Origin of the sequence: Clostridium drakei (genome assembly GCF_000633595.2) — a bacterium.
Taxonomy (GTDB): Bacteria; Bacillota; Clostridia; order Clostridiales; family Clostridiaceae; genus Clostridium_AM; species Clostridium_AM drakei.
Genome location: NZ_JIBU02000015.1, coordinates 43644 through 60210 on the forward strand (window position 1 = coordinate 43644; position 16567 = coordinate 60210).

The window sequence follows — 16567 nt, forward strand, 5'->3', positions numbered from 1 at the left end:
ATTTTAAATTATTAATGATAGAATTAATTCTATTTATAGGTGAGTTTATCTGAAAAAACAAATAATCACTATATTTTATGAATGTTTTTTACTCAATTTGCAGGTTTTAGTCATTCATATGAAAATTTTATAATACTTTATTTGGAAAATTGTTAGAATTATTTTACATAAATTATCTAATAATGTAAAACGGTTTGGTGAATAAAGCAATAATAGAATGAAAAATTATAGTAGAATTTCAAAAGTAAATGCTGAAAGTATATATTGAAACAATTATAGTATCAGTTTTATAGAAAAGCCTATTTATGATTATGAAGTTGTAAAGACAAATTAAAACTTAAATTTATTTACTATTACAAAAAAATAATATAAAATAAAGTATAATGAACTTGATGTGTTAAAAAACTTAGAAAGTTTAATTACTATAAAAAAGTACGCTAAATAGACAGGGAGGAGTTACTTTTGTTAGGACCTAAAATTAGAGAAATAAGACAAGAAAAAGGATTAACCTTAAATGAACTAGCTGATAAAACAGGACTTACAGCTAGCTATCTTTCTCAAATTGAAAGAAATATTATTGATCCTTCTCTTTCATCCTTAAGAAAGATTTCTTTGTCACTGGAAGTACCAATTTATACATTTTTAACTGATGAAAAGAAGCAAAGTGTGCTTATTAAAAGTGATAAAAGAAAAAAATTAGAGCTCCCCAATTCAAGTATTATATATGAATTTGTTACACCTATGGCATCGGATAAGGAAATAAATTCAAAAATGGAGATTATACACTTTCAATTGGAACCTTGCAGTTGGAGTAGTGATGAATTTATGATACATCCAGCAGATGAATGCATATTCATAATTGAAGGTACCATAGAATTATATTTAGCACAAGAGAAGTATACTCTAAATAAAGGTGATAGTATTTATATACAGGAAAATATACCGCATAAATTTTATAATCCAACGTCTAAAAGGATTATAGGAATTAGTAGTATGTGTCCGCCAATATATTGATTAAAAGCTGTATTCTTGAAAAAGAGTACAGTTTTTTTATTTTTATAGAAAGTAAGTATAACTTAAAAATTTAATAAATACTTGAAAGTCTACTCAGCATATAATAGAATAGTTAGTAAATGGCTATTAAGTAATACTTAAAAAAATAACAAATAATTAATATTTTTTTAGGAGGGGGTACTATGGGGGCAAATATAGAAAATTGTAAGAATATTGTGAAACAAGATAATGAAGTAGTTGGGGCTGCTTGTAGAGTTCCTTATTATCCATTGGTTATAAAGCGTGGCAGGGGAGCAATAATTGAAGATGAGGATGGCAATGAGTATATAGATATGTTGTCAAGTGCAGCAGCAACTAATATAGGGCACTGTCATCCAAAGGTTGTAGAGGCTATAACGGAACAAGCTAAGGAAATTATACATTATACTCCAGTTTACACATATCACGAGTCTCTTGTTGAGTTGGCTAAAGAATTAACAGAAATCACACCTGGAAATTTTAAAAAGAAGGTTATATTTGGTCTTACAGGTTCTGATTCCAATGATGGGATGATAAAATTGGCTAGAGCTTATACAGGTAGAAGTAAAATAATTTCCTTTGTTGGAGCATATCATGGTTCTACTTATGGAGCTCTTTCAATTTCTGCTATAAGTTTGAATATGCGTCGTAAGATTGGACCATTAGTTTCTGATGTTCACTATATAAATTATCCTCATTGTTATCGCTGCAAATTTGGTAAGAAGGAAGAAAGCTGTAATTTAGAATGTATTGAAGAATTGGAGGAAAGCTTCAAAAATTATATACCTGAAGAAGAAGTAGCAGTAGTAGTAATGGAGGCTATACAAGGAGATGCAGGACTTATTGTGCCGCCTCGAAAGTATGTTGAAAAGTTATATAGCATATGTAAAGATAAAGGAATTTTGTTTGCCGTTGATGAAGTGCAGCAAGGCTTTGGAAGAACAGGGAAGTGGTTTGGTATAGAAAATTTTAATGTGGAACCAGACATAATAGTTGTTGGAAAATCAATAGCATCTGGAATGCCAATGAGTGCAATTATAGCAAGAGCAGAAATTATGGAAAGCTTAGGTCCTCCTGCACATACTTTTACAACTATGGGGAATCCAATATGTTGCAAAGCAGCACTTGCAACAATTAAGGTTATAAAAGAAGAGGGACTTCTGGAATATAGCACAAAGTTAGGCGAGTATACCAAGGAATGTTTTAACAAAATGAAGAACAAGTATCCTTTAATTGGAGATGTGAGAGGCATTGGTCTAAATATTGGGGTTGATTTAGTCAAAAATATAAATACAAAAGAGAGAGATAAAGAAGCAGCTGCAAAGATTTGTTACAGATGTTGGGAAAAGGGTGTATTGCTTACTTTCTTTGCAAATAATGTGCTTCGTGTTCAACCGCCTCTTGTAATAACCAGAGAACAAATGGATAAAGCACTTGATATTATTGAAGCTTCAATAGTTGAATATTTAAGAGGCGATATTCCAGATGAGGTACTTGAAGTAGCTAAAGGCTGGTAGAAAGATTAGAAATGCTTAATTTTATCCTTGACATATTTAAAATTATAAATTAGAATTATGAGTGAAAAAGAATTAGAGTAAAAAAATACACTTTAAATTGGTCCAGAGAGGCCAGAAAGAGGTATAATAATGTGTTTTTATTGTGCAGAAAAAAATTGGATAAATTTATATTTAAATAGTATGTATAAGGGTAATAGGGAGATTGTATTTTAGTGTGTAATCTTTTTATTGCCCTTTTTGTTTAAAAGGGGTTGTAAGGCCTTCACCAAAGAATATTTTATTCAAAAGTGTATTTTTACGAGACAAAAATTAAGGGAGGTCTATTATATGAAAGCAAAGCTTATATTAGAAAATGGAACAACATTTTATGGTAGCGCATTTGGATGCTTAAAGGATAGTGTTGGAGAAGTTGTATTTAATACTGGAATGACAGGATATCAAGAAATTCTTACAGATCCATCTTATTATGGTCAAATTGTAACAATGACATATCCGCTTATAGGTAACTATGGTATAAATTTAGAAGATATGGAATCTAAAACACCAAAGGTTAAGGGGTTTATAGTTAGAGAAAAATGCAATGCTTCAAGCAATTTTAGATCTGAATTAGAATTAGAGGATTATTTAAAACAAAATAATATTATAGGGTTAGAAGGAATAGATACAAGAGCTTTAACTAAAATTTTAAGAGATAGTGGAACTATGAAAGGCATAATTACACTAGAAGATGTTGAATATGGTGAAATTAAAAGCAAGATAAAAGCTTTTTCTAATAAGGGAGCGGTTCAAAGTGTAACTGTTAAAGAAAAGTATGTAATAGAAGGAAAAGGCAAGCATGTTGCTATTATGGATTTTGGAATAAAGCAAAATATAGTGAGATCCTTTGTAAAAAGAGGCTGTAAAGTAACGGTTTTACCTTCCAATACAAAGGCAGAAGAAATTTTAAAATTAAATCCTGATTTGATTTTTCTATCTAATGGACCTGGAGACCCTCAGGATTTAAAAGATGTTATAGAAAATATAAAGCAGCTTGTAGGCAAAAAGCCAATTGTAGGAATATGTTTAGGACATCAACTTTTAGCTTTAAGCTTTGGTGGAAAAACAGGCAAGCTTAAATTTGGACATAGAGGCTGTAATCATCCAGTTAAGGATTTAGAAGAAAATAAAGTTCATATAACTTCTCAAAATCATGGGTATTATGTAGACATGCTTCCAGAAGATATGGAAGTAACTCATATAAGTGTTAATGATGGAACTATAGAAGGAATGAAACACAAAAGCTTACGTATATTCTCAGTACAATTCCATCCAGAAGCATGTCCAGGACCTAAGGACAGCGATTATATATTTGATAGATTTATGAAGTACGCAGAATAAAAAGTATAGGTAGTATTTAAATACGTAATTTTGGGAGGTAGCAGATATGCCATTAAATAAAAATATAAAAAAAGTTTTAGTTATAGGTTCAGGTCCAATAGTTATAGGACAAGCAGCGGAATTTGACTATTCTGGAACTCAAGCTTGTGAAGCATTGAAGGAAGAAGGAATAGAGGTTGTATTAATAAACAGTAATCCAGCTACGATAATGACAGATAAGGAAACAGCGGATAAAGTTTATTTAGAGCCATTAACATTGGAATTTGTGGAAAAGGTTATAAAAGAAGAAAGACCAGACAGTTTGCTTGCAGGTATGGGAGGACAGACAGGATTAAATTTAGCAGTAGAACTTTATGATAAAGGAATACTTGATAAATATAATGTAAAGGTAATTGGTACATCCATAGAATCAATAAAAGAGGGTGAAGATAGAGAACTCTTTAGAAATATGATGAATAGAATAGGTCAGCCAGTTATTCAAAGTGAAATAATAACTGATATGGAAAGCGGTATGGCTTTTGCAAGTAAAATAGGATATCCAGTTATAGTTAGACCAGCCTATACTTTAGGCGGTACTGGCGGTGGAATAGCAGAAAATGAAGAAGAATTAGAAGAAATATTAGAATCTGGACTTCAATTGAGCTCTATAGGTCAAGTACTTCTTGAAAAAAGTGTTAAAGGATGGAAGGAAATAGAGTATGAAGTAATGAGAGACAGCTTTGGAAACTGCATTACAGTATGTAACATGGAAAATATAGATCCAGTAGGTATTCATACAGGTGACAGTATAGTAGTAGCGCCAAGTCAAACTCTATCAGATAAAGAATATCAGATGCTTAGATCTGCATCTATAGATATAATAAATGCTGTAGGTATAGAAGGTGGATGTAATGTTCAGCTTGCACTTAATCCACATTCCTTTGAATATGCAGTAATAGAAATAAATCCAAGAGTAAGCCGTTCTTCAGCACTAGCTTCCAAGGCAACTGGTTATCCAATAGCTAAAGTAGCAGCAAAGATAGCTTTAGGATATGGGTTGGATGAAATATTAAATGCAGTTACTCAAATGACATATGCTTGCTTTGAACCATCGCTAGATTATGTAGTAGTTAAAATTCCAAAGTGGCCTTTTGACAAATTCCAGGGAGCAGATAGAGTGCTTGGAACTAAAATGATGGCTACTGGTGAAATTATGGCTATAGGAAGCAATTTTGAAGCAGCATTTTTAAAGGGAATAAGATCCTTAGAAATAGGAAAATACTCATTGGATCATAAAAAATTTAAAGAATTTAGCATGTCAGAACTAAAGGAAAGAGTTATGTCGCCTGATGATGAAAGAATATTTGCCTTAGCAGAAATGCTTAGACGTGAATATAGGGTAGATATGATTGTTCAAATAACAGGTATAGATAAATTCTTTATTGAAAAATTTAAATGGATCGTTGAAGAAGAACAAAGATTAAAGCTTAGTAAAATAGGTGATTTGGATAAAGAATGGTTTCACAAATTAAAGAAAAAAGGCTTTTCTGATAAGGGCATAGCAGATATGCTTAAAGTAAGCCCAGATGATATATATAAACTTAGAAGTGTATGGGGAATAAAACCAGTTTATAAAATGGTAGATACTTGTGGGGGAGAGTTTGAAGCTCGATCACCATATTATTATTCAACTTATGACACTTATGATGAAGTAAAAGTTTCCTATGAAAAGAAGGTAATGGTTATAGGATCAGGACCAATAAGAATAGGACAGGGTATAGAATTTGATTATGCTTCAGTACACTGTGTAATGGCACTTAAAAAGTTAGGAATAGAAACAATAATAGTAAATAATAACCCTGAAACTGTTAGTACAGATTTTAATGTGTCTGATAAGCTATACTTTGAACCACTTACAGAAGAAGATGTTTTAAATATAATAGAAAAGGAAAATCCAAATGGTGTAATTCTACAGTTCGGTGGACAAACAGCTATTAAGCTTGCCAAGTTTTTAAAGGAAAAGAATATACTAACTCTTGGAACTACTGCAGATCAAATAGATATGGCAGAGGATAGAGAAAGATTTGATGAATTACTTGAGAAGTTAGGAATATCAAGACCTAAGGGAAAGGGAATTTGGAACACTGAAGAAGGATTAGAAGAAGCTAAAAAATTAGGATTCCCTGTACTTGTAAGACCTTCCTATGTAATTGGGGGTCAGGGTATGGAAATAACTCATGATGAAAAAGAGCTCGTATACTATTTATCAAGTGCTTTTGAAAAAGATAAGAAAAATCCAATACTTATTGATAAATATTTAATGGGAAGAGAAATAGAAGTAGACGCTATATCAGATGGTAAAGATGTATTAATACCAGGTGTAATGGAACATTTGGAGAGAGCAGGAGTTCATTCTGGAGATAGTATAACTATGTATCCAAGTCAAAATATAACTGCTGAAATGAAAGAAAAAATACTTGATTATACTAAAAAAATTGCTTTGGAAATAGGCATTAAGGGTATGATAAATATACAATTTATAGAATTCGAAGGAAATCTTTATGTAATAGAAGTTAACCCTAGGGCATCAAGAACTGTACCATATATAAGTAAGGTAAGTAAAGTTCCTATAGTGGATTTGGCAACTAGAGTAATGCTTGGAGAACAATTGAAGGATTTAGGTTATGGTGTGGATATTTATAAGGAACCAGAAATTATATCTGTAAAGGTTCCAGTATTTTCAACTCAAAAACTTCCAAATGTTGAAGTTTGTTTAGGACCTGAAATGAGATCTACAGGAGAGGTTTTAGGAGTTGGAAGGACAATAGAAGAGGCTTTATATAAAGGGTTTGAGGCAGCTAATATGCTTGCTAAAGAAGAAAAGATTACTGTACTTGCTACTATAAATGATCATGATAAGAAGGAGTTCTTAGCCATAGCAAAAGAAATGCATAAATTAGGAATTAAATTTGTAGCAACTAAAAATACAGCAAAACTTTTGAGAAATGCAGGTTTAAAGGTTAGAGAAGTTAGAAAGCTTTCAGAACAGCATCCTAATATAATAGATGCTGTAAAAAGCGGAGAAGTGGATTTAGTAGTAAATACTCCAACTAAAGGAAATGATTCAAAAAGAGACGGATTCCATATAAGAAGAGCTGCTATTGAAAGGAATATAGGAGTAGTAACAGCGTTAGATACTCTTAAAGCAATGGTAGATGTTAAAATCAAAGGAATAAAAGATGAAAACCTAGAAGTATTTGATTTAGCAAAATAAGATTTAGTTTAATATGGAAAGTGATGATGGTTAAAACTATCATCACTTTTTTGTATTATAGGATAAAGGAAAATTCTCCTATAAAAAAGTTATTATATGGTTTAGTTTGTGTGAAAATTTTATTTTTTAATTTCATATATATGAAATTAAAAGCAAAAAAATTTAATGTGAATAAATATATATGTCATATACTTCTGTATATATTTATAAATATGAAATATTTTTTAATATATTAAAAAATATAGTAGACTTTTTAACAAATATATACTATAATATTATTATAAATATTAAGAAAATTATGATATATAACAAGATTAAATTACATGTTTATTTTTTGTTTTTAATAAGGAAACGAGGCAAAGTTATGACAGAAGATGTAGGTAAAAAAATAAAAGAACTTAGAACTAATAAAAATTTGACCTTAAAGGAATTAAGTGCGAAAACTAATTTATCTATTGGATTTTTATCACAATTGGAGAGAGGGCTTACAGCAGTAGCTATAGATTCTTTGAACAATATTGCAAAGGCTTTAGATGTTAATTTATCATACTTCATTAATGAATCAAATCACAATAAGAAAATTATACTTAGAAGTTATGAAAAAGAAGTATTTCAAGTAGAAAATAATCAATTCATACATTATCATTTAACTAATGATATAGAAAATAAAAATCTTCTACCAAGATTAATAGAAATACTTCCAACCAGTAGTAAAGAACCGTTAACTTCATATCAACATGAAGGTGAGGAATTTGTTTATGTTTTAGAAGGGATTCTCACACTGCTTATCAATAATGAACAGCAAGAATTGTTTCCTGGAGATAGTGCTCATTATGACTCAAATCTTGTTCATAATTGGGCAAATTACACAAGTAAAACAGTTAAGCTGCTTACAGTACACACTCCGAATATGTTTAAAAAGGAAACTAAAGAATAGTTTTTTATAAAGTTAATGTAATATACTAGGGGGGATGGATGTGAACTCAAGTACTATAATAAATATTCAAAAATACTCTATTCATGATGGTCCAGGTATTAGAACTACAGTCTTTTTTAAAGGATGTCCACTCAAATGTTGGTGGTGTCATAATCCTGAAACTCAAAATCCAAAGCATGAAATAATGTTCTTCGAAGAAAGATGCACAGGATGTGGTATTTGTGCAAAAAGATGTCCTGAAAATGCCATTTCAATTAAGGAAGGTTATTCTGTTGTTGATGAAGAAAAGTGTGTACTTTGTGGAAAGTGTACTGATTTTTGCCCAAATACTGCAAGAGAGTATGTAGGCAAGGATATTACAGTATCAGAACTCATGAAGGAAATAATGAAAGATGAAGTATTTTATGATGAATCTGGTGGAGGTGTTACATTTTCAGGAGGAGAACCACTGATACATATAGATTTTTTAAATGAGGTTTTGAAAAAGTGTAAGGAAAAAGGAATTCATACTACAGTGGATACCAGTGGATGTGTGCCTTGGGAAAGCTTGGAGAAAATATTAGATAAAGTAGATTTATTCTTGTATGATGTGAAAATTATGGATAATGAAAAACATATTAAATACATTGGCTCAGAAAATACTAATATTCTTGAAAACTTAAAAAAGCTTTCAGATAGGGGATGTAGAATATTTGTTAGAATGCCAATCGTTGCAGGAGTTAATGATGATGCCTATCATATAGATTCAGCTATTGAATTTTTATCACATATAAATGCAGAACAGGTCAATTTATTACCATATCATAAAATGGGTATGGATAAATATAGAAGACTTAAAATGACTTATGAGTTATCTGGCATGGAAAAGCCATCTGACAAAGTCATGGAGGAAATATCAAATAAATTCAAAAAATCTGGAATAAAAATTAAGATAGGGGGATAATTAATTATGATCACTGAAAGAGTAAAAAAATTAAGACAGCAGAGTTTAAATGCAGTTCCACGTATTTCTATGGAGAGAGCACAAATCGAAAGCGAAGTTTACAAAAAATATGAAGGTAAAGTGTCTATCCCAGTACTTAGAGCATTGGTTTTAAAAGAACTAATGAGCAAGAAAAAGCTTTATGTTAATGATGGAGAATTAATAGTTGGAGAAAGAGGAGAAGAACCTGCAGCAACTTCAACTTATCCAGAACTTTGTTGCCATACTTTAGAGGATTTTGACATAATGGATGTGAGAGAAAAGATATCCTTCAAGGTAGATGAAGAAGCTAAAAAAATACAGGATGAAGTTATAATTCCATATTGGAAAGAAAGATCTATGAGATATAAAATTTTAAACAGCATGTCTGAAGAATGGAAGGATTGCTATGCAGCAGGATTATTTACAGAATTCATGGAACAAAGAGGTCCAGGACATACTGCAGGAGATGGAAAGATATATAAAAAGGGATTTTTAGATTTTAAAAAGGATATTGAAGAAGCTATTTCAAAGCTTGATTATTATGAAGATGATGGAGCTTTAGATAAAAAAAATCAATTGGAAGCTATGAGCATAGCTTGTGATGCAATAATGATTTTAGGTAAGCGATATTCAGAGTATGCTAAGGAGTTAGCACAAAATGAAAAGGATGAGCAAAGAAAAAAAGAACTTTTGGAGATTTCAGAAGTATGTAGTAATGTACCAGCAAATGCTCCAAAAAACTTTAGAGAAGCTCTTCAAATGTATTGGTTTGTTCATTTATGTGTTATATCAGAATTAAATCCATGGGATGCTTATAATCCAGGAAGATTAGATCAACATTTAATTCCATTTTATGAAAAGGAAGTGGAAGAAGGTGCTTTAACTCATGAAAAAGCAGAAGAATTGTTACAGTGCTTCTGGGTTAAATTTAATAATCAACCAGCACCTCCTAAGGTTGGAGTAACTTTAAAGGAAAGTGGAACTTATACGGATTTTGCTAATATTAATGTAGGTGGAGTAAGACCAGATGGTTTGGATGGAGTTAATGATGTAAGCTATCTTTTACTTGATGTAATAGATGAAATGAGATTATTACAACCAAGTTCTAATGTACAGATAAGTAAAAAGAGTCCACAAAAATTTGTAAAGAGAGCTTGTGAAGTTTCAAGAAAAGGATGGGGTCAACCATCAATGTTTAATGCTGATGCTGTAGTTCAAGAGCTAGTTAGAGCAGGTAAAACTATAGAGGATGCTAGATCTGGAGGAACTAGCGGATGTGTTGAAGCAGGAGCCTTTGGTAAAGAAGCTTACATTTTAACTGGATATTTTAATCTTCCAAAGATACTTGAAATAACATTAAACAATGGTATTGATATAATGACAGGTAAAAAACTTGGAGTTGAAACGGGAGATGTTACAAAATTTGAAAGTTATGAACAAGTATTTGACGCTTTTAAGAAACAACTTAAGCACTTTGTTGATATAAAGGTTAAAGGTAATAGGGTAATTGAAAAGTTATACGCTACATTAATGCCAGTTCCATTCCTTTCTATAGTAACAGATGATTGTATTTCAAAGGGAAAAGATTATAATGCGGGTGGTGCAAGATATAATACCAGCTACATTCAAGGGGTTGGTATAGGAACTATTACTGACAGTTTATCATCTATAAAATGTCAGGTGTTTGATAAAAAGAATATAACTATGAAGGAATTAATGGGAGCTTTAAAAGACAACTTTGAAGGACATGAAGATATTTTAAATTTAGTGAAAAATAAGACTCCTAAATATGGTAATGATGATGATTATGCAGATGCTGTAATGAGAACAATATTTGATGCTTACTATAATGAAGTAAATGGAAGAAAAAATGGAAGAGGTGGAGTTCATAGAATAGATATGCTTCCAACTACGTGTCATGTTTACTTTGGTTCAGTTATGGGAGCTAGTGCTAATGGAAGAAAAGCTCATGTTCCAGTTTCAGAAGGTATTTCACCTGAAAAGGGTGCAGATGTAAATGGACCTACAGCAGTAGTTAAATCAGCATCCAAGATGGATCATTTGAGGACTGGAGGAACTTTATTAAATCAGAAATTTGATCCAAGTGTAGTACAAGGAGAAGAAGGACTAAATAATTTAGCAAGCCTAGTAAGGTCGTATTTTACACTAGATGGACATCATATTCAGTTTAATATAGTAAGTAGAGAAACTCTTTTGGCAGCTCAAAAAAATCCTGATGACTATAGAGATCTTATAGTTCGTGTTGCAGGATATAGTGATTACTTTAATAATCTTGATAAGGTATTACAAGGAGAAATAATAGAGAGAACTGAACAATCCTTTGATGGATGCGCTGTTTGCTAGTTTAATATAGTTAGGAAAGGAAGTGAATTTTAGTAAGGAATTGATATTTATATTATGCTTTCTTACTAAAAATAAGTTATGAATAAAGTTATAGGTTTTATAGGTTGTGGAAATATGGGAGGAGCAATGATAGGGGGAATAATTAAAGCAGGTTTATCTTCCCCAGACAATATAATGGTAGGAGACTTAAATGAAAAAAATTTGGAAGCATGTGCTGAAAAGTATGGGATAAAAACAACTACAGATAATAATGATGTAGCTAGAGCTTCTGATATTTTGATTTTGTCAATAAAACCCAATTTATATCCAGTGATAATTGAACAAATAAAAGATAAGGTAAAGGAAAATGTAATAATAGTGACCATTGCAGCAGGAAAAGCTATAAGTGGCACTGAAGAAGCTTTTGGAAGAAAGCTAAAGGTAGTTAGAGTAATGCCAAATACTCCAGCTTTAGTAGGAGAAGGAATGGCTGCATTATGTCCCAATGAAGTGGTAACTAAAGAAGAAATAGGAGAAATAGTTAGTATTTTTGAAAGCTTTGGTAAAGCGGAAATAGTACCAGAAAAATTAATGGATGCTGTAACATCAGTAAGTGGTTCGTCACCAGCTTATGTATATATGTTCATTGAGGCTATGGCAGATGCCGCTGTGTTAGATGGTATGCCAAGAGCTCAAGCTTATAAATTTGCAGCACAATCAGTGCTTGGTTCAGCAAAAATGGTTTTGGAAACAGGAATGCATCCAGGAGCACTAAAAGATATGGTTTGCTCTCCAGGAGGAACTACAATAGAAGCAGTAGAAGTATTGGAAGAAAAAGGCTTAAGAGCTGCAGTTATGGCTGCTATGAAGAGCTGTACAAAAAAATCTAAGGAAATGTCAAAGTAAAATTTATAAATTGGATTTAAATATTTTTGACATGTAGAGGAGAATGCTTATGTTTAAAACAAATGAATACTTTGAGGGAAAAGTGAAGTCCATAGCATTTAATACAGCAGAAGGTCCTGCAACTATAGGAGTTATGGCAATAGGAGAATATGAATTTGGAACTTCAACTATAGAAATTATGACAGTAACCAGTGGGAGTATGTGTATAAAGCTTCCAGAAAGTGAAGAGTGGAAGCAATTTAAACAAAATGAAACTTTTACTGTAGCAGCAAATAAAAAATTTGGGGTAAAAGTAGAAGAAGAAACAGCATATCTTTGCTTATACAAATAAAAATAGGAAAGTTTATTTAGAGACACTTATAGTTAGTGTCTCTTTTTATTAGTAGAAATCTAAAATTCTTAAGAATTCTTAATATTTTTCTGCGTAAAAGCTTAATGTTTCCATTTTATACTTGTCTCATATTAACATAGGGGTGAAGATAAAATGGAAATTAGTAATTTTATAAAACAATATATAAAAAATCCTAAAACAGTGGGGGCTATAGCACCGAGCTCGGAGAAATTAGCATATAGGATGGTTGAGGACATTGATTTTTTAAATGCTTCCTGCATTGTTGAATATGGACCAGGAACAGGGGTTTTTACAGAAAAAATATTAAATAGAAAAAAGGATAGCACTATATTTATAGCTATAGAATATAATATAGATTTTTATAAAATTCTAAAAGATAAATTTAAAGATAAAACAAATTTCATACTTATAAATGATTCAGCAGAGAACTTGAAAGAATGTTTAGATAAGTATAGTATTGATAAGGTTGACTATATAGTTTCAGGTCTTCCATTTGCAAGCTTACCATATGATATGAGCAAAAAAATATTATCAGTTACAAAAGAAATATTAAAAGACAAAGGAGAGTTTATAACTTTTCAATATACTTTATTTAAAATGAAGCTCTTTAGAACATATTTTGATAAAATCAAAATAAAAAAGGTACTTTTAAATTTGCCACCAGCTTATGTTTTAAAGTGTAAAAATTAGACAAAAGTATTTTTGTTTTTTCAATTTTGAGAATAGAGAGCGTTTAGCGGCATTTGCATCATAAGATTAAGATATATTATAATGAGATTTCAAAGAAAATTATAGAGCTCCATGGAGGAAGAATTTGGGCAGAGTGTAGTGGTAATATAATTAGTTTTAATATTGAATTGCCTAAGAAAAATCTTAATAATTCTTAATGTTTTTCCTTACCTTTATTTAATAAATAGTATATATAATAAATTTCATAGTTAGAAAAAAGAAATATATAAATTTTTAAATACAAAAATAGAGGTGGGAATAATGAATAAGTTATTTAAAGGTATAATTTTTTTATGTTGGATAGCAATTTTAGCTGTATTTTTCAAATATCAATTGTATATTGATGGAGGAAACAAAATCACTAAATTATTACAAGCATATCCTAAGTACAGTGCTTTATTATTTTTAATAATTGCTTCATTTAGAATTTTTACGCTTGTGCCTTGTACTGTTTTTATCATCAGTGCTGGAATATTATTTAATCCTTTAGAAGCATTTATTTTAGTTACTATAGCAAATTTATTAAGTGAGATTTTCTTGTTTCTATTTGTTAAGGCTACAATTGGTATGGGTTATCAAGAAAAGATAATTAATAAATATCCCAAAATATATTCATTAGTTCAAGATAATAATGTTAAAATATTGGCACTAGGGGTTTCTTCTCCTGTAGTGCCATCAGATATAGTATGTTTCTTTTCTACATTAACTGGAATGCCTTTTGCTAAGTATGTTTTAACTATATTGATAGCTGATACACCTGTTATTCTTCTATATGCTTTTCTAGGAATAAGCATGAAATATTCTTTGTATGTATTTATTACTACACTTATTATTATAATTTTGGTGAGCTATGTAAATTGCAGAAGGTGGAATGGCAAAGTCAATTTATAAAATATCATTAATTTTATAATTATTGATATAGTAATACATGTATAATTTGAGGCAAGGATAAATTTGAATATCATTATACAACTAATTAAGAAAGCTATATATTTAAAGTATGTAGCTTTCTTTTTGTAATATACGATTTTAATATAGACTATATATTAATATAGGATAATAGCAATTTATATTATGAAAATACAATTTTTCAAGTGTTTTCAAGGAAATATGATATTTATGTAGAATGTCTATATTAATACAATATTAAATGTATTAGAATTACATTTAATAAATATGATGTAAATTTGGTTTAGCAAAGGGGGAATAAAAAATGGATTATGATGCTTTAAGTTATCGATATCCATCTAACAGGAATGTAATATATGGAAATAGAGGAATGGTTGCTACTGGACAACCACTTGCTGCACAAGCAGGTCTTGAAATATTGAAAAAAGGTGGAAATGCAGTTGATGCTGCCATAGCTACTGCTGCATGTTTAACAGTGGTGGAGCCTACAGCAAATGGATTTGGTGGTGATGCATTTGCAATTGTGTGGATTGATAACAAAATGTATGGGTTAAATTCAAGTGGCCCATCACCTAAAGGAATTTCATTAGAGGAATTAAATAAAAAGGGATATGATAAAGTTCCCAAGTATGGTTGGTTTCCTGTTACTGTACCAGGTATTCCTAAAGCGTGGTGCGAGTTATCCAAAAGGTTTGGAAAATTACCACTTACAGAAGTGTTAAAACCAGCCATTTATTATGCTGAGAATGGTTATCCAGTTGCTCCTGGCACATCTGAGTTTTGGAAATATGCTGTAGTTAATTATTCAGCTTGCAAGGGAGACGAATTTAAATACTGGTTTAAAACTTTTACAATAGATGGTAGAGCACCTCGAGCTGGTGAGATCATTAAGCTCCCACATCATGCAAAAACTTTAAAAAGTATTGCAGAAACCAATGGAGAGGAATTTTATAATGGAGAAATAGCAGAAAAAATAGATGCTTTTTCTAGAAAATATGGTGGCTATATTAGAAAAGAAGATTTACAACTTTTTAAACCTGAATGGGTGAAGCCAATAAGTATTAATTATAAAGGGTATGACATATGGGAATTGCCTCCAAATGGACAAGGTATTGTACCTTTAATGGCATTAAATATATTAAAGGGATATGAATTTAAAGAAAGAGAAAGTGCAGAAACCTATCATAAGCAACTGGAGGCAATAAAAATAGCCTTTGCAGATGCTCAAGATATAGTTGGAGATAAATCTAATGTTGAAATAGAAAAATTTTTATCAGATGAATATGGAAATGAAAGAAGAAAGCTTATACAGGATGCTGCTATTATACCTGAACCAAATAAAAAAATAAGAAATTTAAAAGGTGGGACAGTTTACTTATGTACGGCGGATGGAGAAGGTAACATGGTTTCCTTTATTGAAAGTAATTACATGGATTTTGGTTCTGGTTTGGTAGTTCCAGATACTGGAATAGCATTAGCCAATCGTGGAAATTGCTTCTCAACTGATCCTATGAATGTTAATTGTGTTGGAAGTAGAAAGCGTCCATATAACACTATTATTCCAGGATTTATAACAAAAAATCATAAACCTGTAGGGCCATTTGGAGTTATGGGAGGTTTCATGCAGCCCCAAGGACATGTACAAGTAATTATGAATATGATAGATTTTCATATGAATCCTCAAGAAGCACTTGATGCACCAAGATGGCAGTGGATTTTGGACAAGAAAGTGTTAGTTGAACATGAATGTTCTAAAAATTTAGCAAAAGAACTATCAAGAAAAGGCCATAATGTACAAATAGAGCTTCAAAGTGGTTTGTTTGGAAGAGGAGAAATAATACTTAAGGATGATAACAATGTGTTATGTGGTGGAACTGAGAGAAGAACAGATGGACAAATAGCAGTTTGGTAATACTAATATAGTGTTGCTTACATTTTACAGTTTAAAAATAATGCGACACAACTTTTTAGGTGGAGTCCGCATTGAATATATGGTGTATAAAAGCCAACCGTTTATTAAGGAGCTCTAATGTCTAAAATTTTAAAAATCTCTACCCGCTCAAATGTCACGTCCTGGGACTTTCGTGGCTTGAATCGTCCTGATTCAAATTACGAGATTTTTTAAATTTTAGACATAAGACCTCCTAAATTCTCTCAAAAGCTTTTATACACCATATATTCAAAGCTACCTCCACCTAAAAAGCTGTGTAGTAACTATTGTAATTCTAATATGAAAAATTGCTTATAA

The 16567-nt window shown here is 30.9% G+C and carries 12 protein-coding genes; all 12 read left to right on the forward strand.

The features are described from left to right. The first annotated feature begins 462 nt into the window (after positions 1-462). The 12 genes from EG57_RS0209180 to EG57_RS0209240 all read left to right on the forward strand — a co-directional run bounded on the left by EG57_RS0209180 (position 463) and on the right by EG57_RS0209240 (position 16231). Entirely contained in the window at positions 463-1014 is a 552-nt protein-coding gene (locus EG57_RS0209180; protein WP_029162768.1) for a helix-turn-helix domain-containing protein, read from the forward strand. Positions 1015-1196: 182 nt separating this feature from the next. Beyond that, a complete protein-coding gene (locus tag EG57_RS0209185; protein WP_032076933.1) occupies positions 1197-2549 on the forward strand; it encodes an aspartate aminotransferase family protein in 1353 nt (450 codons plus the stop codon). Between the two features lie 327 nt (positions 2550-2876). Beyond that, on the forward strand, positions 2877-3926 hold the full coding sequence (locus EG57_RS0209190; protein WP_032076934.1) for a carbamoyl phosphate synthase small subunit: 1050 nt from the start codon (positions 2877-2879) through the stop codon (positions 3924-3926). Between the two features lie 46 nt (positions 3927-3972). After that, complete coding sequence (gene carB, locus EG57_RS0209195) at positions 3973-7179, forward strand: carbamoyl-phosphate synthase large subunit (RefSeq protein ID WP_032076935.1); 3207 nt, start codon at positions 3973-3975, stop codon at positions 7177-7179. A gap of 364 nt (positions 7180-7543) precedes the next feature. Next, entirely contained in the window at positions 7544-8116 is a 573-nt protein-coding gene (locus EG57_RS0209205) for a helix-turn-helix domain-containing protein (protein WP_032076948.1), read from the forward strand. Between the two features lie 40 nt (positions 8117-8156). Continuing rightward, a complete protein-coding gene (locus EG57_RS0209210) occupies positions 8157-9059 on the forward strand; it encodes a trans-4-hydroxy-L-proline dehydratase activase (RefSeq protein WP_032076937.1) in 903 nt (300 codons plus the stop codon). Between the two features lie 6 nt (positions 9060-9065). Further along, entirely contained in the window at positions 9066-11444 is a 2379-nt protein-coding gene (gene hypD, locus EG57_RS0209215; protein ID WP_032076938.1) for a trans-4-hydroxy-L-proline dehydratase, read from the forward strand. A 78-nt stretch (positions 11445-11522) separates the two neighbouring features. Further along, the gene (gene proC, locus EG57_RS0209220; RefSeq protein WP_032076939.1) at positions 11523-12329 is read left to right on the forward strand and encodes a pyrroline-5-carboxylate reductase; all 807 of its coding nucleotides are present in this window, start codon (positions 11523-11525) and stop codon (positions 12327-12329) included. A 49-nt stretch (positions 12330-12378) separates the two neighbouring features. Next, positions 12379-12660 carry a pyrimidine/purine nucleoside phosphorylase gene (gene ppnP, locus EG57_RS0209225; protein WP_029162776.1) on the forward strand — a complete coding sequence of 94 codons (282 nt, stop codon included), beginning with the start codon at positions 12379-12381 and terminating at the stop codon, positions 12658-12660. 153 nt (positions 12661-12813) lie between these two features. Further along, positions 12814-13371, forward strand: coding sequence for a class I SAM-dependent methyltransferase (locus EG57_RS0209230; protein WP_032076940.1), 558 nt, complete (start codon positions 12814-12816; stop codon positions 13369-13371). Between the two features lie 300 nt (positions 13372-13671). Continuing rightward, a complete protein-coding gene (locus EG57_RS0209235) occupies positions 13672-14301 on the forward strand; it encodes a TVP38/TMEM64 family protein (protein WP_032076941.1) in 630 nt (209 codons plus the stop codon). Between the two features lie 322 nt (positions 14302-14623). After that, positions 14624-16231 (forward strand): gamma-glutamyltransferase family protein, encoded by a 1608-nt coding sequence (locus tag EG57_RS0209240; protein ID WP_032076942.1) that lies wholly within the window; start codon positions 14624-14626, stop codon positions 16229-16231. Positions 16232-16567: the final 336 nt, after the last annotated feature.